This window comes from Luteimonas sp. A501, from assembly GCF_054052085.1.
In genome coordinates, this window is record NZ_JBSVRI010000001.1 from 235,654 (window position 1) to 257,843 (window position 22,190).

General features: G+C 69.2%; 17 protein-coding genes and 1 pseudogene. 14 read left to right on the plus strand and 4 right to left on the minus strand.

Features of this window, described 5'->3' with window-relative positions; all coding sequences use genetic code 11:
- The first annotated feature begins 10 nt into the window (after nt 1-10).
- The 4 genes from ACW7G5_RS01060 to ACW7G5_RS01075 all read left to right on the plus strand — a co-directional run bounded on the left by ACW7G5_RS01060 (nt 11) and on the right by ACW7G5_RS01075 (nt 2,405).
- Nucleotides 11-265 carry a hypothetical protein gene (locus tag ACW7G5_RS01060; RefSeq protein ID WP_457001063.1) on the plus strand — a complete coding sequence of 85 codons (255 nt, stop codon included), beginning with the start codon at nt 11-13 and terminating at the stop codon, nt 263-265.
- A gap of 23 nt (nt 266-288) precedes the next feature.
- Complete coding sequence (locus tag ACW7G5_RS01065) at nt 289-978, plus strand: hypothetical protein (protein WP_457001065.1); 690 nt, start codon at nt 289-291, stop codon at nt 976-978.
- Entirely contained in the window at nt 975-1,736 is a 762-nt protein-coding gene (locus ACW7G5_RS01070; RefSeq protein WP_457001067.1) for a hypothetical protein, read from the plus strand. Before ACW7G5_RS01065 ends, ACW7G5_RS01070 begins: the two co-directional genes overlap by 4 nt.
- A 168-nt stretch (nt 1,737-1,904) precedes the next feature.
- A complete protein-coding gene (locus ACW7G5_RS01075) occupies nt 1,905-2,405 on the plus strand; it encodes a hypothetical protein (RefSeq protein ID WP_457001069.1) in 501 nt (166 codons plus the stop codon).
- A gap of 203 nt (nt 2,406-2,608) precedes the next feature.
- Here the strand turns inward: ACW7G5_RS01075 and ACW7G5_RS01080 are convergent.
- Nucleotides 2,609-4,384, minus strand: a pseudogene (locus ACW7G5_RS01080) (endonuclease); the annotation flags it as partial.
- 153 nt (nt 4,385-4,537) lie between these two features.
- Between ACW7G5_RS01080 and ACW7G5_RS01085 the strand changes: the two are divergent.
- The 4 genes from ACW7G5_RS01085 to ACW7G5_RS01100 all read left to right on the plus strand — a co-directional run bounded on the left by ACW7G5_RS01085 (nt 4,538) and on the right by ACW7G5_RS01100 (nt 9,451).
- Nucleotides 4,538-5,038: an acyloxyacyl hydrolase gene (locus tag ACW7G5_RS01085; protein WP_457001070.1), complete on the plus strand. Its 501-nt coding sequence runs from the start codon at nt 4,538-4,540 to the stop codon at nt 5,036-5,038.
- Between the two features lie 178 nt (nt 5,039-5,216).
- Nucleotides 5,217-5,504 (plus strand): co-chaperone GroES, encoded by a 288-nt coding sequence (gene groES, locus ACW7G5_RS01090; protein WP_457001072.1) that lies wholly within the window; start codon nt 5,217-5,219, stop codon nt 5,502-5,504.
- 57 nt (nt 5,505-5,561) lie between these two features.
- On the plus strand, nt 5,562-7,202 hold the full coding sequence (groL, locus tag ACW7G5_RS01095; RefSeq protein ID WP_457001074.1) for a chaperonin GroEL: 1,641 nt from the start codon (nt 5,562-5,564) through the stop codon (nt 7,200-7,202).
- Between the two features lie 86 nt (nt 7,203-7,288).
- Nucleotides 7,289-9,451 (plus strand): hypothetical protein, encoded by a 2,163-nt coding sequence (locus tag ACW7G5_RS01100; protein ID WP_457001076.1) that lies wholly within the window; start codon nt 7,289-7,291, stop codon nt 9,449-9,451.
- A gap of 109 nt (nt 9,452-9,560) precedes the next feature.
- Here ACW7G5_RS01100 and ACW7G5_RS01105 read toward each other — a convergent pair whose 3' ends face one another.
- Together ACW7G5_RS01105 and ACW7G5_RS01110 are read right to left on the minus strand one after the other, a co-directional pair.
- Nucleotides 9,561-12,173: a protein kinase domain-containing protein gene (locus ACW7G5_RS01105; protein WP_457001077.1), complete on the minus strand. Its 2,613-nt coding sequence runs from the start codon at nt 12,171-12,173 to the stop codon at nt 9,561-9,563.
- Nucleotides 12,163-12,738 carry an ECF-type sigma factor gene (locus tag ACW7G5_RS01110; protein ID WP_457001079.1) on the minus strand — a complete coding sequence of 192 codons (576 nt, stop codon included), beginning with the start codon at nt 12,736-12,738 and terminating at the stop codon, nt 12,163-12,165. The genes ACW7G5_RS01105 and ACW7G5_RS01110 overlap by 11 nt, the downstream gene beginning before the upstream one ends.
- 156 nt (nt 12,739-12,894) lie before the next feature.
- On the opposite strand from ACW7G5_RS01110, the gene ACW7G5_RS01115 reads away from it, so the two are divergent.
- The 4 genes from ACW7G5_RS01115 to glnE all read left to right on the plus strand — a co-directional run bounded on the left by ACW7G5_RS01115 (nt 12,895) and on the right by glnE (nt 19,985).
- Entirely contained in the window at nt 12,895-13,809 is a 915-nt protein-coding gene (locus tag ACW7G5_RS01115; RefSeq protein ID WP_457001081.1) for a DUF808 domain-containing protein, read from the plus strand.
- 9 nt (nt 13,810-13,818) lie between these two features.
- Nucleotides 13,819-15,018 (plus strand): UDP-N-acetylglucosamine--N-acetylmuramyl-(pentapeptide) pyrophosphoryl-undecaprenol N-acetylglucosamine transferase, encoded by a 1,200-nt coding sequence (locus ACW7G5_RS01120; RefSeq protein WP_457001083.1) that lies wholly within the window; start codon nt 13,819-13,821, stop codon nt 15,016-15,018.
- A gap of 7 nt (nt 15,019-15,025) precedes the next feature.
- Nucleotides 15,026-16,639: a phytoene desaturase family protein gene (locus tag ACW7G5_RS01125; protein ID WP_457001085.1), complete on the plus strand. Its 1,614-nt coding sequence runs from the start codon at nt 15,026-15,028 to the stop codon at nt 16,637-16,639.
- Between the two features lie 532 nt (nt 16,640-17,171).
- On the plus strand, nt 17,172-19,985 hold the full coding sequence (glnE, locus tag ACW7G5_RS01130; RefSeq protein WP_457001087.1) for a bifunctional [glutamate--ammonia ligase]-adenylyl-L-tyrosine phosphorylase/[glutamate--ammonia-ligase] adenylyltransferase: 2,814 nt from the start codon (nt 17,172-17,174) through the stop codon (nt 19,983-19,985).
- A 33-nt stretch (nt 19,986-20,018) separates the two neighbouring features.
- On the opposite strand, the gene ACW7G5_RS01135 is transcribed toward glnE, so the two are convergent.
- Entirely contained in the window at nt 20,019-20,957 is a 939-nt protein-coding gene (locus ACW7G5_RS01135) for a phosphoribosylaminoimidazolesuccinocarboxamide synthase (protein WP_457001089.1), read from the minus strand.
- 78 nt (nt 20,958-21,035) lie between these two features.
- Here ACW7G5_RS01135 and ACW7G5_RS01140 point away from each other — a divergent pair, with 78 nt between their 5' ends.
- Both ACW7G5_RS01140 and rpe read left to right on the plus strand, forming a co-directional pair.
- Nucleotides 21,036-21,368, plus strand: coding sequence for a J domain-containing protein (locus ACW7G5_RS01140; RefSeq protein ID WP_457001091.1), 333 nt, complete (start codon nt 21,036-21,038; stop codon nt 21,366-21,368).
- Nucleotides 21,369-21,472: 104 nt separating this feature from the next.
- On the plus strand, nt 21,473-22,159 hold the full coding sequence (gene rpe / locus ACW7G5_RS01145; protein ID WP_457001093.1) for a ribulose-phosphate 3-epimerase: 687 nt from the start codon (nt 21,473-21,475) through the stop codon (nt 22,157-22,159).
- Nucleotides 22,160-22,190 lie beyond the last annotated feature (31 nt).

Sequence of the window (22,190 nt, forward strand, 5' to 3'; positions counted from 1 at the left end):
GAGGAGGCCAATGGATATCGATCGCCGCGGCAGGTCTGCGGGAGGGCTGCTGCCAGCAGTGCTGGCGCTGCTTCTTGGAGGCTGCGGGGTCTCCCAGGGCGATGCGCCTGCAGTCGATGTGCCGGACCAGGCCGCCAGCGCGCTGACCCCCGCTGAAGCGGAGCTGGTGGACGCGCTTGGAGGAATCCCCGTGGACAACGGAAAGATCAGCCGCGATGAACTCCGGCGGCGGGTCATGTCCCCCCCTGGCGAGGAGCAGCCGTGATCGCTCTTCGATTTGCACTGGCGATGCTGCTTGCCGGCATCGGCGCCATGCTGCCATCGCCGGCACATGCGGCGAAAAAGGTCATTGGCGCCGACTGCGACGTCGGCGGCTGCCAATGCATGCTGTCCAGCCTCACGGTCCAGGATGTCGAGGTGCTGACCGGCGAACAGGCACCCGCGGGCGCCGAAGGCATGACGCTGGTGATGGCGTTCGGCGAAATGACCTGGGTGGCGAAAACCCCTGGCGAGATCCACCGGAACTTTGGCGGGTCGGGTGATTGCCCGATCGATCCGTTTCCCGGTCCAGGCCCGGCCAGCAGTCCGCGGGATGGCGTCTGGGAGATCACGACCGACGTGGTGGACCTGTCCCAGTGTCCGATGGCCGCCATGTTCGGCGTCGATCCGCCGGTCACGCAGCGGATGGCCATCACGTGGGACGGGCGCTTCGATCCTAACAGGTACATGCCCACGAGTACGCACTTCATCCAGTGGTCCCGCATCGACGACGCCAACTGGAGCGGCACCCTGGGACCGACCGGTGGGCCGATAGCCACCACCATGCGGGCGCAGCTGGTCGACCGGGAAACCATCCGCGGCTGGGGCGACGTCGAGACCTCGGGATTGGCGAGGGAGGCGACGAAGTGCATGTCCCTGCACTCGGGCTACACCGCGCGCTGGGTCTCGGACATCGCCGTGGAAGGGGCGCAGCCATGATCCATCCCCGTTTCACGCTGACCGCGTTGCTCGGCCTCGGGGCGCTGCTTGCGACGCCGTCCGCGCAGGCGGAAAAGAAGATCGTGGCCGCGGACTGCGACGTTGGCGGCTGCCGCTGCATGCTGTCCAGCCTGACCGTGGAGGACGTCGAGGTGCTGACCGGCGAAGCCGCGCCAGCCGGCGCCGCCGACATGACGTTCGTGATGGCCTTTGGCGAAATGACCTGGGTCGCGAAATCCACGAAGGAGATCCATCGCAACTTTGGCGGCTCCGGTGACTGCCCGATCGAGCTGTTCCCCGGAGCCGACCATGGTCCGCGTGACGGGATCTGGGAGTTCGTCTCGACGCCAATGGACCTGGCCAGGTGTCCGCTGCTGGCCCGCAGCGGGATTCCCATGGCCATGGGCACGCCGACCACGGGCGACGTGCCGATCACCTGGAATGGAAGCTTCCACCCGGACAGGTACATGACCGTGCCGGAAGAGTATCTCCGCTGGACCCGGATCGATGCCGGCAACTGGCGCGGAGTTATGTTCGATGACCTGGCCACGCAGGTAGGCGGGATACTGAAGATCGGAATCGATGCGCGGGCGCGGCTGGTCGACAGCGAACATGTACACGGCTGGATCGCCTACAGCTCGCAGGTCGAGGAGTCGGGTCCGCTGGGTGCACTGATGAAGAACTCGCCCGGAATGATGGAAAGCATGGCGTGCGATACGCGGGCCGAGTACACCGGGCGCTGGAAATCCAGCCGTTGAAGCCTGCTGCAACTCGTGGTTGCACGCGTAAAGCCCCGGTTTTGACGCTGCGGCGCCGTCATACCGACGAAAGCGTGTCTGGCGTCACGCTCGAGGGGCTGGGTGCTCCTCTAAGGTTGGATGGCGGGGCCGGTGCGGCACCGCGTCCATATCTGAGGAGATACCCATATGTACAGATTGACCTGCCTCGTGGCAGCCGGTGCCCTGCTTCTGGGCGCAACCCAGCAGGCGCAGGCACTGGATCTGCTCACGACGACCGGGACTGGCCCTGTCGGCAACTGCCAGGCGGCGCTGCCCGCTTTTGAAGGGTTGATCCGCAAGCGTCCGCTTGCCGTGGTCAACGAGAGCGATGCGCCGGCTTTCGTGACCTGTGCGCTTGCCAACGAAGAAGTCTCGTTGAACGTGATGAGCTTCAGCACGCGGGTCAGCAATGGGTCGGCCGGCCCGGTCACGGTGACCTGTACCGCGGTGGTCGGTGATGAGCTTGCAACTGCCAGCTACATTCCAAAATCGATCACGTTGGCCAGCGGTGCTGCTGGCAATCTGACCTGGTCCGGCGCCGATGCCGGCGGTCTGTTGACGTCGAAGTCGATCGCGTTGAGCTGCAGGCTGCCGTCGATGGCAGCGCTCAATCGCAATCGCATCACCACGCTGCTGTCGCTCATTTGATCGTGCAAACGCAGAGGGGCGCCGGATCCCGGCGCCCCTCTGTTTGAATCACTCCCCTGTTTGAACGGGAAGCCAGGCGCGGGCCGTCAGCGCATCGCTTTCAGCTTGCGTCCGGTTGATGCCGCAGGTGCCGGCACCGGAGCGATGGTTCCACGCGCGCGCGGATCCTTCAGCCGCGGATTGCGGGGCTCGCTCGCCGCTGGCGTGCCGAGTTCACAGGTTGCCGGCGTGCTCGAGTTGAACAGCGCCTGGGTGCCCCACTCCGGATGGTCGATGAAGGGGTTGCGGTTGCCCTGGTGGGCGGCGACCACTTCGTTGCGGGCGCGCTCGGCATCGTCCGGCGGGTCGGCAAGGTGCCATTCGATCAGGGTCGACAGCAGCCCCATGTATGCCGGTGACGAGCTCGTGCCGACGATCTTGCTGCGCTCGTCGGTGAGTTCCAGGTCGGGCTCGGACTGGCCGGTGCCGGGGTGCGTGCCGCCCTCGTAGCGGATCGCCATGTACATCACCGCGCGTGCCATGTCGCCCTTGCGTGCGCCCCAGACTTCGAACGAGCCCTGGTTGCCATTGGATCCCTGGACCCAGTTCGAGTTGCCCGGGTAGGTGCCGCTGCCACCGCCGCGGCCGTTGTTGAACTCCGTCGGGCGTTCGCCGCAGTTCGCCGATTGCGCGCAGTCGGCGAATGGCATGTTGCCGCGGTTGGAGTTGTAGACCTCATCGCTCAGGTAGAGCATGTGGGCGTCGGTGTACGGCGAGTGCGGAAGGCCCAGGTTGCCTTCCCGGCTCGGGAAGCCGAGCGAGTTCGGCCAGGTGTGCTCACGGTTGTATTTGTTGCTGCCGCCGCTGCCCGCGCGGTCGGAGCCCTTGGTATAGCTGCGGTTGCGATAGACGTCGAGGATCTTGCCGGGATCGTTGGGATCCTCGTCGGCGATCTCGAGGATCGTCCAGGTGGTGATGCCGCCGCCGCTGTAGGGATAAGCGACATGGCCGCGGATGGTTTCGTGCAGCGAGCAGCGCAGCTGGTCCGGGCTGGAATCGTTGACCAGGCCGTAGTAGTCGTCGCTACCGCCGCCGCCGCCGCCGTCGCCCGCACTCTTCACGTGGAAGTCGATGACGGTGTCGGCTTCAGGCGCAGCGTCATCGAGATCGAGGATGAAACCGGCGTCGACCCGCAGCGAACAGGCCTGGCCCGGCACCAGCGGAGCCGAAGGCGTCAGGGTGAAGCTGGTCGCCTGCCCCACATGATCGAGCGTGGGCGCGCGATGGCGCGCCGGGCCTTCGCAGGCCAGGGTGAACGCGCCGGGCTGGGCGATCACGGGCTCGCTGAAGGAGACGGTGAGTTCGGCCGCGTACGGGAAGTTGCTGGAGTCCTGCGTCGGGAATGTCTCGACCACGCGGGGGGCGGCGTTGCCGGGTTCGCCGAAGGACTGCCCGATGTTGCAGGTGCCGAAGGTCTGGGCGGCAGCCTCTGCCCAGGCGAAGTCGGCGTAGACATTGCCGGTGCCGCCGAGCTGCAGCGAATGGCCTACGGGCGTGCTGTTGGGCTGCATGACGCCGATGTCGGTGCTGGTCATGCCGGCGGCGGGGCCGTTGCTGGCCGTCATCTCGCCTTCGTAACTCAGGAACTGGACCACGTTGCCCTGCGGATCGACCAGCGCGATGCCATCCGGCGCGCCGTTCTGCAGGCCGTTCTCGGGGTACTCGATGGTGGCGATGCGCACTTTGCCGCCGCAGGCCACGAGGTCGCCCGCGGGCAGGGTATCGGTGTCGTAGCTGGACCCGTTGCTGCCGTTGTAGAGCACGAGCTGGTAGCCGGCGAGGCTTTCTCCGGCGCTGCCGACGACCTCGATCGCCTCGCCGACGTCGGTGTCGATGTTGTCGTAGTGGATCTCATTGATGAAGACTTCGGCCTGGGCCGGGAATGTAGCGGCAACTGCCAACGCGATTGCGTAACAGAGCCGGGAACTGACTAGACGCATCTGGAAACTCCCCTTTATGGACCACGTAATCTAACCTTCAAATATGACCGCTGCCAGACAGGGACACACCATTCCGCCTGCCTGCACGCCAGCGCGACACGACGAACGTATTCTTGCGGGGCGAATCCTCCCCCATTCATCCAGGTTGCCCCCATGCCCGTTCCAATCCGCTCCGTCGCACTCCGCGCCGGACTGGCCGCAGTCCTGACTTTGGCCGCGCTGCCGGCCCTTGCCGCGGCCGATATCGAGGTGGCCGCCGGCGGCTCCAAGACCACCGAGCGCGAGTTCACCAAAGTGGCCTCGGTCGCCTGGCTGCCGGAACTGAGGCAGCTGGACAATGCGGTGCTGCGCGGCGAAGTCGGCGCCATCTACGTGGATGGCCGTGGCAACGTGCGCGGCCGCGACCTGGCCGACAACGTCGTGGTCGGCTACGTCGGCCTGCGCTACGAGCGCACCGACAACGGCCTTACCCTTGGTGCCGGCATCGGCGCCCAGTCGGGCGAGACGGACGCGCTCTCCGGCGATCCGCAGTTCGTGACCACCGCCGGCTGGCGCTGGGACCGCTTCTCGCTGTTGTTGCGGCATATCTCGAACGCCAGCCTGCACTCCCCCAACAACGGCGAGACCATGGTCGTCGGCGCCTGGCGCTTCTGAGTCGGGATTTTTAACCCCCGGGGGCCTTGAACCCCGCGAACGCCCCCCCATCTTGCGGACATCCCGGCACTGCCGGGTTTTCGCGGCGCGCGTTTTGGCACTCGGCAGGGCCGACTGCTAGACTTCGCGACCGATTCGTCACTTTACCAAGCAAAATCAATCACTTGTGAGGATTTCCATGAACCTGAAGCCGCTTTACGACCGAGTAGTGGTCAAGCCGATCGAAGCCGAGCAGATGTCCGCCGGCGGCATCGTCATCCCCGACAACGCCAAGGAAAAGCCCACCCAGGGCGAGATCGTGGCCGTGGGCGAGGGCAAGGCCCTGGACAACGGCAGCGTGCGCGCGCCGAAGGTCAAGGTCGGCGACAAGGTCATCTACGGCCAGTACTCGGGCTCGGCGTACAAGCACGAAGGCACCGAATACAAGATCGTGCGCGAAGACGACATCCTCGCCATCGTCGGCTGAGAGCGCGCCAAGCGCATCGCAATCCCCATTCCCTGATCCAGCTCCGAGGAAACAACAATGTCCGCGAAGGAAATCCGCTTCGGCGAAGACGCGCGCTCCAAGATGGTGCGCGGCGTCAACGTACTCGCCAACGCCGTCAAGGCAACGCTTGGCCCGAAGGGCCGCAACGTCGTGCTCGACAAGAGCTTTGGCGCGCCCACGATCACCAAGGACGGCGTGTCCGTCGCCAAGGAGATCGAGCTGGCCGACAAGTTCGAGAACATGGGCGCGCAGATGGTGAAGGAAGTCGCCTCGCGCACTTCCGATGACGCCGGCGACGGCACCACCACCGCGACCGTGCTGGCCCAGGCCTTCATCCGCGAGGGCATGAAGGCGGTCGCCGCCGGCATGAACCCGATGGACCTCAAGCGCGGCATCGACCAGGCCGTCAAGGCCGCCGTGGAAGAGCTGAAGAGCATCAGCAAGCCGTCGTCGACTTCGAAGGAAATCGCCCAGGTCGGCACCATCTCGGCCAACTCCGACGCCAACATCGGCGACCTGATCGCCCAGGCGATGGACAAGGTCGGCAAGGAAGGCGTGATCACGGTTGAAGAGGGTTCGGGCCTGGACAACGAGCTCGACGTGGTCGAGGGCATGCAGTTCGACCGCGGCTACCTGTCGCCGTACTTCATCAACAACCAGCAGTCGATGTCGGCCGAGCTGGATGATCCCTTCATCCTGCTGCACGACAAGAAGATCTCGAACGTGCGCGACCTGCTGCCCGTCCTCGAGGGCGTGGCCAAGTCGGGCAAGCCGCTGCTGATCGTCGCCGAGGAAGTCGAGGGCGAGGCCCTGGCGACCCTGGTGGTGAACACCATCCGCGGCATCGTGAAGGTCGTGGCCGTCAAGGCCCCGGGCTTCGGCGACCGTCGCAAGGCGATGCTGGAAGACATGGCCATCCTCACCGGCGGCACCGTGATCAGCGAGGAAGTCGGCCTGTCGCTCGAGAAGGCGACCATCAACGACCTCGGCCGCGCCAAGAAGATCCAGGTCACCAAGGAAAACACCACGATCATCGACGGCGCGGGCGAAGGCTCGGGCATCGAAGGCCGCATCAAGCAGATCAAGGCGCAGATCGAAGAGACCTCTTCGGACTACGACCGCGAGAAGCTGCAGGAGCGCGTGGCCAAGCTGGCCGGTGGCGTTGCGGTGATCAAGGTCGGTGCCTCGACCGAGATCGAGATGAAGGAAAAGAAGGCCCGCGTCGAAGACGCCCTGCACGCCACGCGTGCGGCGGTGGAAGAGGGCGTGGTCCCGGGCGGCGGCGTCGCGCTGCTGCGCGCCAAGACCGCGGTCGAGGCCCTGAAGGGTGCCAACGAAGACCAGAACCACGGCATCCAGATCGCCCTGCGCGCGATGGAAGCCCCGCTGCGCGAGATCGTGACCAACGCCGGCGAAGAGCCGTCGGTCATCGTCAACAAGGTCAAGGACGGCAGCGGCAACTTCGGCTACAACGCCGCCAACGGCGAGTTCGGCGACATGATCGAGTTCGGCATCCTGGACCCGACCAAGGTCACTCGCACCGCGCTGCAGAACGCGGCGTCGATCGCCGGGCTGATGATCACAACCGAAGCGATGGTGGCCGAGCTGCCGAAGAAGGACGAGCCGGCGATGCCGGGCGGCGGCGACATGGGCGGCATGGGCGGCATGGGCTTCTGATCCACGCCCTATCGCTGTGCTGCTTCACGAAGAACCCCGCCGCGAGGCGGGGTTCTTTTTTATCGAACTTCCCGGGGAGTCCATGGATGAACAAGGGCAAACGCCGGCTGCGGCGCGCGGGCTGGATCCTGCTGGGCACCTGGCTGGTCTATCTCGCCGCGGGCAACGCTCTTCTCAACGTCGATGCGGCGCAGTCGCTGTTGAATCGGAAGCCGGAAAAGTTTCAGATCAACTGGGATGGCGGCCATACCCTGCTGCCCGGGTGGGTTGTCGTGAACGGGGTGCGCATGCAGGGGCATGCGCGGCGCACGGCGTGGACGGCGCAGGCCGAGCACGCCACTGGGCGGGTCGCACTGCTGCCGCTGCTCAAGCGCGAGATCCGCATCCCTTGGGTCGAGGCTGACGCAGTGAGCGGTTCGATAGAGCGCGTCGATACCGAGGTTCCGTCGCCCGCGCAGCGGCCTGGCGCCTGGATCCTGCGCATGGACCGCATCGCCAGCGACAGCATCGTGGGCGGGGAGGTGTTTGGCGTGCATCTTGCCGGCCATGGCCGGGCCGAGGTCGGCTTCAGCAAGCAGTTCCGTGGCGGGCCTGCGGCGCTGCTTCCATCCACGGCGGCCTTCAGCGGGCTCAGCCTGGGTGATGGCGAAACGCAGTGGCTGCGCGACGGCGTCGTCGAGGCCGCGTTCTCGATGACCGAGCTGCCCGCGGGCCAGGCCGGCCTTGCGCGGCTGCAGGCTTTGCAGGCATCGCTGACGATTGAAGGAACGCCCCTGGGCCTGCGCGCCGAGATCGACGAGACCGGCCGCTATGCCTTCCACCTGGTACCCGGGGTTGAAGGCGGCGAGCTGGATGCGAAGTTGTCACTGCGCGACGGTGCGCTGGAGCCGGGCGGGATGCTGTCGCTGCAGTTGCCGCTGCGCGCGCGCGGTGCGGATGGCGAGTCGGTCGACAACGCGCTGACGCTGGGGCTAGCGGTGGACGAAGACCTGCACCTGCAGGTCGCGCTGCCCGATGTCGATCCCGAACAGCCCAGCCTGGACGCCGACCTGCGCCTGCCTGGCAACGTGCTGCCGCTGGGCGACTGGCGCGTGCGACTGGCCGGCGGTGAGGGCCACGTGCGCGGCCGTTGGCACATGCCGTCGATCGGCGGCGTGCTGGCATTGTTCATGGACAGCGACTGGCTGGCGCTGGAGGGCAGCGGCGGCATCGAGGCCGATCTGCAGCTCTCCGATGGCCGCCTGCGCGAGGGCAGCACGCTGCGGGTGCGCGACGTGCAGGCGCATGCGGACCTGCTCGACACCCGCTTTGAAGGCGTGGCGCATGCCGATGCCGTGCTCGGTCGTGACGGGGAAGGCGCACTGCAGTCACGCGTCGACGTGGTGATGGACCGCTTCAGCGCCGCGCGGCATGACGCCCTGGAGCAGCCGCTGGTCAGCGGCCGCGACCTGCGGGTGCAACTGGTCTCCGACGGCCGCCTCGAGCACCTGCGCGAGACCCTGGCCGCGCACCTGGTGTTCAAGGGCGCGCGGGTGCCCGACATCGCCGTGCTCAATGCCTGGCTGCCGAAGGATGGCCTCCGCTTCGGCGGCGGCAGCGGCACGCTTGGCGCGGACCTGCGGCTCGATGCCGCGGGCGACATCGGCACCGGATCGCTGCGCGTCGACGCGCGCCGGGCGCAGATCGAGGTTGCGGGTCTCGATCTCGCCGGCGACGTGGTCATCGACGGCCGCTTGCGCGGCGGCAACCTGCGCGACGGCGAGCTCCGGCTCGACGGCAGCCAGGTGCGCCTGCGCAACGTCGCCTTCCGCGAGCGTGACGGCCAGCTGCGTTCGGGCTGGTGGGCAACCATCGACATCGACCGCGGGCAGGCGGCCTGGAAGAAGCCGGTGACGGCCGGCGGCAACATCCAGGTGCGGATGCGCGACGTCGGCTTCCTGCTGGCGATGTTCGCCGACCGCGGCGATTATCCGGCGTGGATCGGCCGCATGGTGGACGCCGGCGAGGCGCACCTGCGCGGACGCTGGGCCTGGCGCGATGGCGTGCTGGTACTCGACGGTGCGCGCGGCGAGAACGACCGCTTCAGCGTCGATGCCCGGATGAAGATCGAGGGGGAGCGACGCAGCGGCGACCTGCACCTGGCCTGGGGGCGACTGGGCGTCGGCGTCGAGCTCGATGGTGCGGAACGTGAACTGCACCTGCGCAATTCGCGGGCATGGTTCGACTCGCGCCCGTCCCTGCTGCCATAGGCCTTCAGCTTGCCCGGGTCCGCGGCCCCGTGTCTGCGGCCGGGTCGCCAGGAGGCGGGAACCGCCACGTAGTCATGCATGTTCCGCGCTGGCCGGCTGCAAGAAGGCGTCAGGGCAGCGCCAGGCAGTGCGTCTCCACGGGTTCGGCCAGGCAGCGGGCGATCGGTGGCGCATCGTCCAGGAAGGCCGCCGCCTCCGTCGCGAGGGCGGCCAAAGCGTCCGCGTCGGCAGTCTTCTTCGCAAGCAGCATGGACAGCATCCAGGGGCGCATCCACGAGTTGTCCAGCCCGCGCCTCACGCTCTCGCGCAGTCCGGCGGCGAGAGCACCAGCCTCGCGCAGCTTCCCCTGCGCCATGCGCACCTCGGCCTCCGCCAGCGCATAGATGTGCGACTGGCCCGCGTCGGCGCCGGCTTGGCACTGCTCGAGCGCATCGTCAGCGCCCGCGACGTCGCCGAGGCGGAGGCGGATCGATGCGCGCATGCCGCAGATGCTGCGCCCGATGGAGGTCTGGTCGTTCGCGTTCAGGACCCTCAGTGATTCGGCCTGGTCCAGGTCCTCGAGGGCGGGGACAAGGTCGCCCAGCGTGGCCCTGAGGATGCTGCGGTACCTGATGCATTCGGATGCGGCAAGGTTCTTCCGTCCCACCGCCTGGCCGATGGCCACGCCCTGGTCGTAGTGGTGCAGGGCCGGTTCGGGATCGCCCGTCAGATGCAGCTGCGTACCCATGTTGCAGTGGATGTTCGCGGCGAGCTGATGAGGTTCGCGGTAGACCGTGTCCACGATCCGCACGGCTTCGTCCAGCATTTCGCGCGCGCGGTCTGGCCGCCCGGCGAGCAGGAAGGTGCCCGAATTTCCCGCAAGCCGGTAGGCGTACCAGCCGCTGTCTTCGCCCTCGAGTTCGCGTGAGAGGCGGAGCTCTTCCTCCATGATGGGAAGGACGTCGGCCCTGTCGTGGTCGTTCTGGACCATCACCACGCCCAGGGTGGCGACGATGTCGCGGTGCACGTAGCTGTTCGCATGGCCGGCGGTGAGCGCGTCTTCCAGCAGCTGGCGCGTGATGGCTTCCGCGCTGGCCGGGTCGTGGAAGGCATTGGCCTGGGCAACGCTGAGCCGGGCGTCGAACACGTCCTCCTCGGCCAGCCTGTTCGCAATGGCCAGGGAGGCCGCGCGATTGCTGGCCGCGATGGCTTCATCGATTCGTCCGGTGTTCCTGTAGATCTCCGACAGTTCCATGTGCACGAGCACGCGTTCGCGCGCACCGATGTCCGGGTGTGCATGCGTATCCAGCAGGTCGAGCGCTGCCAGCAGGTCCTGTTCGCCGAGCTCATAGCGGCTCAGGTGCATGCGCGCGGCGCCCGTGAGCAGGAGGATGTCGGCGGCGGCGACCGGGTCATCGGCAAGCAGCGCGGAACGCGCACGCCTCGAGCCTTCCTCGAGCAGGTCCAGCGCATCCGGAACCTCGCCGGCCGTCGGCTGGGTGGACATGAAGATCTCTTCGAGGAAATCCCGCACCAGTGTCGCCCGCTGCGCCTGCACTTGCGCGTTCTCCGCCGCCTTCTGCGCTTCCCGCGCCTGCCAGAGCGTCGCCCCGATGCCGCCGGCGAGGCTCGCTGCCAGGAGGACCGCCCCCACCACGCCCAGGCGGTTGCGCCCGATGAACTTGCGCGCGCGATAGCCCAGGGTCGGGCTCTGTGCCAGCACCGGACGCCCCTCGAGCCAGCGGCGCAGGTCGGCGGCGAAGGCCTCGGCCGATGGGTAGCGCCGCTGCGGCTCCTCCGCCAGCGCCTTGAGCAGCACCCGGTCGAGGTCGTTCCTCAGCGGCACGTAGTGGCGGTGCCAGGCATCGCTGCTGGCGCGTACCAGCTGCGAAGGGCGCGTGGCGGTGGCGCCGTCGCCGCCCTCTGGAGTCCGCCCGGTGAGCAGGCGGTGGAGCAGGGCGCCAAGGCCGTAGACGTCGATGGCGGTGCTGGGCGGGTCGCCGCGCAGCTGTTCGGGCGCGGCATAGCCGGGCGTCAGCGCACGCCACATCGTCTGCGTGCGCTCGTCCTGCGCATCGGTGAACTGGCCGATGCCGAAATCGAGCAGGCGCACGTGCCCGTCCGCTTCGACCAGGACGTTGGAAGGCTTCAGGTCGCGATGGATCACCAGGTTCCGGTGCGCGTAGGCGATGGCGTCGCAGACCTGGAGATACAGGCGCACCGTGGCCGGCGCATCCGGCGTGTGCGATTCGCACCAGAGGTCGATGCGTTCGCCTTCCACCAGCGGCATCGCCAGCCAGCAGGTGCCGTCGCCGGATACGCCGGAGTCCACCAGCGGGGTGATGTTGGGATGGTTGAGGCGGGCGAGGATCTCGGCCTCGCGCTGGAAGCGCTCGTGGCCGGTAATGCCCAGCGCGCCCAGCGTGAGCACTTTGAGCGCCGCGTCCTGGCGGGCGATGCCGTCGCTGCGCGAGGCCCGGTAGACCACGGCCATGCCGCCGCGGCCGAGCTCGGTCTCCAGGGTCCATGCGCCAAGCTGCACGCCGGCCAGGTCGCTGCCGGGCGATGCGAGTGCCGCGCTCGGGCGGACGTGGGCGGCGATGAGCTGATCGAGCCGGTGGCGCACGGGGGCCGGCAGGTCCAGCGCTGCCAGCCAGGCGCCGCGATCGCCTTCGGACAGGTCCAGCCACTGGCCGAAGGCGGCGTCTGCGGCCTGCCAGTGGGCGAGCGCGTCAGCGTCCATCGTTGCCCTCATCCAGCATCGCCAGCAGGAACGCGCGCGCGCGCTCCCATTCGCGCTGGGCGGTGCGTTCGGAAATCTCCAGCAATTCGGCGACTTCCTTGAACTCCAGTCCGGCGAAGTAGCGCAGCTCCACCACTTGTCGGCGCTGCGGGCTGAGCTGCTCCAGCGCATCCAGGCCTTCGTGCAGGGCGAGCACGCCGGTGTCGGCCGCACCGCCGGGCGCGGCCGGTGACAGGTCTTCGTCGAGCTCGAGGTGGATGGCGCCGCCCCCGCGCTTCTGCGAGAGGTTCTTGCGGGCGTCCTCGACCATGATCCAGCGCAGCGCCTGGGCGGCGGCTGCGAAGAAATGCCGCCGGTCGACCAGGTTCAGATGGTCCGATGAGGTGACGCGCAGGAACAGTTCGTGCACCAGCACTGTTGGTGTCATGGTGGCGTCCCGGCCACGCAGCCGCGAGCGCGCCATGCGCATGAGTTCCGGATACAGCGCCTGGAAGACCTCTCCCATGCGCTCGGGTTCGCCGCTGCGCGCACGCACCAGCAACTGGGTGATATCCGTTTCGACCATGCCTGCCGCCCTCCCGGTGGCGTGCAAGCCGGCGAAGGTAGCAGCGGCCCGGGCCGGCCGCAATTGTCGCTGACGCCAGTGGCCGGGCCCGTTATATGGCACGGGCGGCGAGGGTGCGACAATCCGCCCTTTCCCACATACCGCAATGGATTCCCGATGGCCGGTGCCTCCCTGCTCACCCTGCTCGACGACATCGCGGCCCTGCTCGATGACGTCGCCGTACTCACCAAGGCCGCCGCGAAGAAGACCGCCGGCGTGATTGGTGACGACCTGGCCCTGAATGCGCAGCAGGTCGCGGGCGTGAAGGCCAACCGCGAACTGCCGGTGGTCTGGGGCGTGTTCAAGGGGTCGCTGGTCAACAAGCTGATCCTGGTGCCGGCGGCGCTGCTGATCAGCTGGCTGGTGCCGTGGCTGGTGGTGCCCTTGATGATGGTCGGCGGCGCGTACCTCTGCTACGAAGGCTTCGAGAAGGTGATCGAGAAGCTGTTCCATGCCCACGCCAAGCCCGACGTCGAGGCACGCGCGCAGGCCGTGCTCGCCTCGGGCGAAACCCCGCGCCAACTGGAAAAGAAGAAGATCCGCGGCGCGGTGCGCACCGACTTCATCCTCTCCGCCGAGATCATCGTGCTGTCGCTGGCAGTGGTCGCCGACGAGTCCCTGCTGACGCGGGCGGTCGCGCTGTCGGTGATCGCGCTGGCGGTCACGGTGTTCATCTACGGAGTGGTCGCGGCGATCGTGAAGATGGACGACGCCGGGCTGTGGATGGACAAGCGGCCCGGCGTGCTCGTGCCGGCGCTGGGGCGCGCGCTGGTGTACGTGACGCCTTGGATGATGAAGGCCTTGGGCATTATCGGCACCATCGCCATGTTCCTGGTGGGCGGCGGGATCTTCGTGCACAACATCGATGCCCTGCACCACTTGATCGATGTGTTGCTGGGCTGGGGCCTGCCGGCTTTCCTCGCCGACACCGTCGCCAGCCTGGTGGTCGGCATGCTGGTTGGCGCGCTCGTGGTGGGCGCGGTCAGCCTGTTCAACCGGGTGCGCGGCAAGGCACCCGCGGAAGCGCACTGAGGCGCCTGCATGCACAGTGATGACCAGCGCCCGGGGCGCGCGACGATCGGCCTGGCCGCCGGAGGCACCGGTGGCCACCTGTTCCCGGCCGAGGCCCTCGCGCGTGAGCTGCAGGCGCGCGGGCATGGCGTGGTGCTGTACACCGAAGAACGCGGCGCGCGGTTCACGCAGGCGCTGGAAGGGCTGCCGCATCTGGTGCTGCCGGCGCGCAGCCTGGCGGGTGGCGTCGGCGGCAAGCTCGCGGCGGCCATGGTGATCCTGCGCGCCGCGGCCACCGCGCGCGCGGACATGAAGCGCCGCGGCGTCGGCCTGCTGGCCGGCTTCGGCGGCTATCCAAGCTTCGCGCCGGCGCTGGCCGCGCGCAGCCTCGGCCTGCCGCTGCTGCTGCATGAGCAGGGCTCGCGGCTGAGCATGGCCAACCGCCAGCTGCTGCGCTTCGCCGATCGCGTGGCGACGTCGTTCGGTGACCTCGGCGGCGTGGAGGACGCGGCACGCGGCAAGCTGGTCGAGACCGGCAATCCGGTGCGTGCCAGCATCCTCGAGGCTGCGCGGGCGCCGTATCCGCCGCTGTCCGACGGTGTCCCGCTGCGCCTGCTGGTGGTGGGCGGCAGCCAGGGCGCCGCGGTATTCGGCCGCGTGGTGCCGCCGGCCCTGCTGGCCTTGCCGGATGCACTGCGCGCGCGATTGAAGATGTCGCTGCAGTACCGAGGCGATGATGCCGACGCGGTTGCGGAGCAACTGCGCTGCGCCGGCATCGACGTCGACCTGCAGCCGTTCTTCGACGACATGGCCGCGCGCCTGCGTGATGCCCACCTGGTCATCACCCGCGCCGGCGCGACCACGATCGCCGACCTGCTGGTGGTCGGGCGCCCGGCGATCCTGGTGCCGATCCCGCAGGGTGGTTCGCGCGACGAGCAGCGCGGCAACGCCGAAGCGCTCGAGCGACTCGGCGCAGGCTGGTGCATGCGCGAGGATGATGGCGGCTTCACCGCCGAAGCCTTGGCGGCGCGACTGCGGGTACTGTTCGCCGGCGCCGGCACCAGTGCGCGATCGGGCGCAGGCCCCGTGTCGCAGCCGGACAGTGTGCGCCTTGCCGAAGCTGCCGCGGCGGCTGCGCGCCTTGGGCGCCCCGACGCAGCCGCCCGCCTGGCCGACGAGGTGGAAGCGCTGCTGGCCGCACGCGCCCCAACCGCGAGCGCGAAGGCCTGACGTGCCGATGACCGCGACCGACGACGTCCTGATCATCGGTGGCGGCCACAACGGCCTGGTCTGCGCCGCCTACCTTGCCGGCGCCGGGCTGAAAGTGCGGGTGCTGGAGCGTCGCGGCATCGTCGGCGGTGCCGCGGTGACCGAGGAGTTCCATCCCGGCTTCCGCAACTCGGTCGCCAGCTACACGGTGAGCCTGCTCAACCCGCTGGTGATCGCCGACCTGCGCCTGGCCGAGCACGGCCTGCGCGTGGTCGAGCGGCCGTTCTCGAATTTCCTGCCGCTGCCCGATGGCCGCGCCTTCCGCCTGGGCGGCGAGCACGGCGCGGCGGAGGTGGCCCGGTGGTCGGCGCGCGATGCCGAACGGCTGCCGCAGTACTTCGCGATGCTGGATCGCGTGGTCGCGGTGCTGCGCGAGCTGATGCTGCTGACGCCGCCGAACGTGTCCGACGGCTTCGTGCTCGCCGACTGGCTGGCGTCGGGGTCCGTCGTGCGCCGCCTGCGCCACCTCGACATGCGCGGCCGCCGCGACCTGCTGGACCTGTTCACCAAGTCCGCCGGCGAACTGCTCGACCACTGGTTCGAGTCCGAACCGCTGAAGGCCGCGCTGGGCTGGGACTCGGTGGTCGGAAATTTCGCCAGCCCCTACACGCCGGGCAGTGCCTACGTGCTGCTGCACCACGTCTTCGGCGAGGTCAACGGCAAGCAGGGCGCGTGGGGGCATGCCATTGGTGGCATGGGCGCGATCACCCAGGCGATGGCCGCGGAGTGCGCCGCGCGTGGCGTGGTGGTCGAGACCGGCGCCGAGGTCGCGCAAGTGCTGGTGGAAGGCGGTCGCGCCGTGGGCGTGGCCCTGGCCGACGGTCGCGAACTGCGCGCGAAGATGCTCGCCAGCAACCTCAATCCGAAGCTGCTGTACACGAAGCTGGTGCCGCGCCAGCACCTCGACGACGACACCGCACAGCGCATCGAACGCTACCGCTGCGCCTCGGGCACCTTCCGCATGAACGTGGCGCTGTCGGAGCTGCCGGACTTCACCGCGTCGCCCGGCACGCAGCTGCAGCCGCACCACCAGAGCGGCATCCTGGTCGGGCCTTCGCTGCGCTACTTCGAGCAGGCGTATTTCGATGCGAAGTCGAAAGAGCACAACGCCGGGTGGTCGCGCGCACCGATCGTGGAACTGGTCATCTCCTCGACCCTCGACGACAGCCTGGCTCCGGCCGGCCGGCACGTCGCCAGCCTGTTCTGCCAGCACGTGAACCCGGACGTCGACGGCGGCTGGGACCTGCATCGCGACACCGTGGCCCGGCTGATGATCGATACGGTGGACGGCGTCGCGCCCAATTTCGCGCGCAGCGTCCTCGGCTACGAAGCGCTGTCGCCGCTCGACCTGGAGCGCCGCTTCGGCCTGGTCGGCGGCGACATCTTCCACGGCTCGCTGGGCCTGGACCAGCTGTTCTCCGCACGCCCGTTGCTGGGCCAGGGAAACTACCGCGGCGCACTCCCGGGACTTTACCTGTGCGGCTCCGGAACGCATCCGGGCGGCGGCGTCACCGGCCTGCCGGGTCGCAACGCCGCCCGCGAAATGCTGCGCCACCTGGGACGCCGCCGATTCCCGGAATAGTTCCTGAACTGGCGAGTTTCGTTTTGCGCTGCAGCGTGCAACTTGCATAACGTTTCCTTCACGATCGTCCTGCACCCGACGTGGGGGAGGGAGCAAAGCCCGAAGCGGTCCGCCGCTTCGGGCTTTTTTTGGTCTCTTCTCCCGGCTGAGGGAGAGGCGTATGCCGGCCCGGCAGAGCGGCTGGCTCTTCTCGAGGCCCCGGGGGCTGACGTGACAGTTGGAGCGTTGTTGCGCCGGGAGTTGCTCCGTCCTGGGCCGCGCTGCCCGTCCCGCGCACAGGGGGTGTGCTCCCCCGGCCTGTCCGCGTCCTGCTCCCAAGGCCGGCCGCCGGCCATCCATGGCCGGCTGTACGCACACCCCCTGTGCACGGGACGGGCCGTGGAGTTTTCCTGCTTCGGGACGGAGATCAGGAGCGGGCGCGTGTTCCCTCCCGGAGCATCAACCGAAAGCCCCTCAATCAGGAAAAGAACCTTTTCCGTCTCCATCCCCGGCATGCAATGGCGGCAGGTCGAGGCGATGCCACAATCGGCAGATGGACCTGGTGACCCCCGAAGGCGAAGACGCCGCGCTCCGCGCCCACGTTGACCGCTCATTGGCGCGCCTGCAGGCCGGCCTGGCCGAGCGTGGCGGCGAATCCCTGCGGCGGGTGGTATCCGCGAGTGACTTCGCGGCCGAGGTCTTCGCGCGCCAGCCGCAGGTGCTGGAAGCGCTGCTGGATGATCCGTCCGCGCCAATCGCGCCGCCGCGGCTTGCCCCCGATGCCCCCGAGGCCTGGCCGGGCCAGCTGCGTGGCTACCGCCGCGCAGCGTCCGCGCGCCTGGTCTGGCGCGACCTGAACGGGCTGGATGGGGTGGCCGACACCCTGGCCGGGAGCACGCACCTGGCCGAGACCTGCCTGCAGCTCGGGTTGGCCGCGTTGGAAACCGGGCTTGCCGCGCGCCACGGCGTGGTCCGCGATGGCAGCGGCGCGCCGGTCAGCCTGGTGGTGTTCGCGCTGGGCAAGCTCGGCGGCGGCGAACTGAATTTCAGTTCCGACGTCGACCTGGTCTATGCCTATGCCGAAGCCGGCGAAAGCGACGGCCCGCGCCCGCTCGCCGCCGAGGAATACTTCGCCCGCCTGGGACGCGCGCTGGCGAAGCTGCTCGACGAACAGACCGCCGACGGCTTCTGCCACCGCGTCGACCTGCGCCTGCGTCCCTTCGGCAACGCCGGCCGGGTGGCGCTGAGCTTCGCGGCGATGGAGCAGTACTTCCAGCGCGAGGGCCGCGACTGGGAGCGCTACGCCTGGCAGAAGGCGCGACCGGTGGCCGGCGACATCGACGCCGGCGAGCGCTTCCTGGTGGCGCTGCGGCCCTTCGTCTACCGCCGCTACCTCGACTACGGCGCCCTGGCCGGGCTGCGCGAGATGAAGGCCGCGATCGCCGCCGAGGTCGCGCGCAAGGACCTGGCCGACGACATCAAGCGCGGGCCCGGCGGCATCCGCGAGATCGAGTTCCTTGTGCAGGCGCTGCAGCTGATCCGCGGCGGGCGCGAGGGGGCGCTTCGCGGCCGCAGCCTGCTGCCCATGCTCGACGCCCTGCGCATCGCGCGCCAGGTCGGGCCCGATGCCGCGGCCGATCTCGCCGACGCCTATCTGTTCCTGCGCCGGATCGAGAACCGGCTGCAGATGCTGCGCGATGCGCAGACCCACGTGCTGCCCGTCGAGCCCTTGGACCGGCTGCGCATCGCCGGTGGCCTGGGGCATGCCGACTGGGAGGCGCTGCTCGCCGAACTGGAACCGCGGCGCGAGCGCGTGGCGGCCGAGTTCGACGCCCTGCTCGCGCATCGCGACGAGTCGCGCGGCGCGGTCAGCGGCGATCTCGCCGGCTACTGGCGCGCACTGCCCGAGGGCGGCGACGCCGGCGTGCTGGCCGCGGCCGGCTTCGGCGACCAGGGCGAGGTCGACGCCGCGCTGCGCGACTTCGTGCGCTCGCCCAGCGTGCGCGAACTCTCCGACGCCGTACGCGCGCGCCTGGACCGGGTGATGCCGGTGATGCTGCAGGCCAGCGCGCCGGCCGACCGCCCGCTGCAGGCGATGCGCCGGCTGCTGGCGCTGCTGCACAATATCCTGCGCCGCGCCAGCTACCTGGCGCTGCTCGACGAGCAGCCCGCGGCGCTGGCGCGGCTGACCGACCTGGTCACGCGCAGCGCCTTCCTCGCCGAGCGCGTGGCCGCGCACCCGCTGCTGCTGGACGAGCTGCTGGACGCGCGCGTGGAAGGACCGATGCCCGGGCGCGGGCAGATCGATGCCGCCTGCGCGGCCGCGCTGCAGCGCGATGACATCGAGGGCGCGTTGTTCACGCTCAACGAGACCCGCCAGGCCCTGAGCTTCCGCATCGCGCTGGCCACGCTGGACGGACGCATGGCGGCCGTCGACAGTGCACACCAGCTGGCGTTGCTGGCCGACGGCGTGCTCGCCACCGTGGTCGCGCTCGCGGAGCGCGAGATGCGCGCCGCGCACGGCGGGGTGGCCGATGCACCGTTCGCAGCCATCGGCTACGGCAGCCTGGGCGGGGAGGAACTTGGCGTCGGCTCCGACCTCGACCTGGTGTTCCTGTACGACGCGCCCGCCGATGCCCTGTCCGATGGCCCGCGTCCGCTGGAGGCGCAGCGCTGGTTCGCGCGCTTCGCGCAGAAGATCGTGCTGCTGCTGGGCACGGTCACCGGCGCCGGCCGCCTGTACGAAGTCGACGTCCGCCTGCGCCCGGACGGTGGCAGCGGCCTGCTGGTGTCATCGCTCTCGGCCTATGGCGAATACCAGCGCGAGCGCGCCTGGACCTGGGAACACCAGGCGCTGGTGCGCGCGCGCTGTGCGGCTGGTGATGCGGGCCTGTGCGAGGCATTCGAAGGCGTGCGTGCGGCGGCGCTGGGGCGGCCGCGCGACTGGCCGGTCCTGGCCGCCGAGGTGGCGGCGATGCGCGCGCGCATGCGCAGCGAACTCGACCGTGGCCGCGACGGCCTGTTCGATCTGAAACAGGGCGAGGGCGGGCTGGTGGACCTGGAGTTCCTGCTGCAGGCGCTGGTGCTCGGGCACGCGGCGGAGCATCCGGGCCTGCTGGAGCCGCGCTCCACGCGCGGGCTGATCGCCGCCTGCCGCGAGGCCGGCCTGCTTGATGCGGCTACCGTCGAAGCGCTGGCCGCCGCGCATGCCGAGCTGGTGGCGCAAGGCCTGGCGCAGACCCTCGACCGTCGAGCCCGGATCGTTCCGCGAACCGAAGCACTGGACACCGCCCGCACCGCCATCACCGGCGCACTGCGCGCCGCCGGCCTCCACCAGACCGAACCTTCCCCGTATGAGCAGCTATAGCTGCTCCTACAGGACGGGGGCGGGGTGGTGGGCTCAGCCGGCCTTCGCGCCCGCGTCGATGTCGATGCCGGCCAGCCGCTGCAGCGCTTCGGCGTACTTCGCGCGCGTGCGCTCGATCACTTCCGCCGGCAGGTGCGGTCCGGGCGCGGTCTTGTCCCAGTCCTGCGTCTCCAGCCAGTCGCGTACGAACTGCTTGTCGTAGCTCGGCGGGCTGGTGCCGACTTCGTAGGCGTCGGCTGGCCAGTAGCGCGAAGAGTCGGGCGTGAGCATCTCGTCCATCACGTACAGGCGGCCGTCGGCATCGGTGCCGAACTCGAACTTGGTGTCGGCCAGGATGATGCCGCGCTCGGCCGCGTACTCGGCGGCGAAGGCGTAGAGGCGCAGGGTCGCGTCGCGCACCTGCTCGGCCAGCTCGGCGCCGATCGTGCGCACCATGGTGTCGAAGTCGATGTTCTCGTCATGGTCGCCGGCGGCGGCCTTGGTCGAGGGAGTGAAGATCGGCTGCGGCAGCTTTTCCGCCTGGCGCAGGCCGTCGGGCAGGGCGATTCCGCTCACGCGCCCGGTGCGCTGGTAGTCCTTCCAGCCGCTGCCGATGAGATAGCCGCGGGCGATGGCTTCCACCGGGACCGGCTTCAGGCGCCGGGTGACCACCGACCGCAGGCGGTAGGCCTCCGCATCCACGCCTTCGGGCAGCACGGTGGCCACGTCGATGCCGGTGAGGTGGTTGCGCACCAGGTGCTCGGTCAGCTCGAACCAGAAGTTCGACACCTGGCTGAGCATCTCGCCCTTGCCGGGGATGGGGTCGGGCAGGACCACGTCGAAGGCGCTGAGGCGGTCGGTGGCGACCATCAGCAGCAGCGGTCCGAACGCGTCCGGGCCGCGGCCGGCCGGGAGCGCGTACACGTCGCGGACCTTGCCGCGGTGGAGCAGTTCGAGCCCGGGCAGGTGGGCTTCGAGCAGGGTCGTGGCCATGGGTCGTATCGCAGCCGTCGGGCGAGCATTGTAGCGATGCGCGGTGTTTGCGCGACCCGTGACGCTAGAATCAGGCGCATGAAGCGATGGTATGGAAAACTCCTCGGATTCGTCGCCGGTTGGCTGCTGATGCGGCACCCGGCCGGCGGCCTCATCGGCCTGCTGATCGGGCACGCGTTCGACAGCGACTGGTTCCGGCGCGCGGACCACGGTGCCTGGAGCGTCCTCGGCCTGGGTCCGGAGGCCAGCGAAGCCGAGGTCGACCTCGCCTATCGCCGGCTGATGGCCCAGTACCATCCCGACCGCATGACCGGCGCCGCGCCCGAACTGCTTGAACAGGCGCAGCGGCGCGCGGCCGAGATCAACCAGGCCTACGACCGGATCCGGAACAAGCGCCGCAGCGGCCGGTAGAATCGGCGGTCCTGGTGCGTCCGTGCGCGCCCCGGCGCGGGCCCGCGGAACGGGCGCAGCCGAGGCGCGGGGCCACCGGCCGCCCACCTGCCTGCGAGCCCGCCATGCTGCCGACCGTCATCGCCCCGTCCATCCTTTCCGCCGACTTTGCGCGCCTGGGCGAGGAGGTCGACAACGTCCTTGCCTCCGGCGCCGACTGGGTGCATTTCGACGTGATGGACAACCATTACGTGCCCAACCTGACCATCGGCCCGCTGGTCTGCAGCGCGCTGCGTAAACACGGCGTCACCGCGCCGATCGACGTGCACCTGATGGTGTCGCCGGTGGATCGCATCGTCGGTGACTTCGCCGAAGCGGGCGCGACGCTGATCAGCTTCCATCCGGAAGCCAGCAGCCACGTGCACCGCACGATCCAGCTGATCCGCGCCGCCGGTTGCAAGCCGGGCCTGGTGCTGAACCCCGCCACGCCGGTCGATGTGCTGGACTACGTGCTCGACGAGCTCGACCTGGTGCTGCTGATGTCGGTGAACCCGGGCTTTGGTGGCCAGGCCTTCATCCCTTCCGCGCTCGACAAGCTGCGCAAGGTGCGCGAGCGCATCGACGCCAGCGGGCGCGAGGTGCGCCTGGAGATCGACGGCGGGGTGAAGCCCGACAACATCGGCGCGATCGCGGCAGCGGGTGCGGACACGTTCGTGGCGGGCTCGGCGATCTTCAGCCAGCCCGACTATGCCGGGGTGATTTCGCGCATGCGCCGCGAGGTCGCGCAGGCCTGTGTCACTACCGCGCCATGAGTATCCGTCCGGACTGCGATCGCGGTGTCCG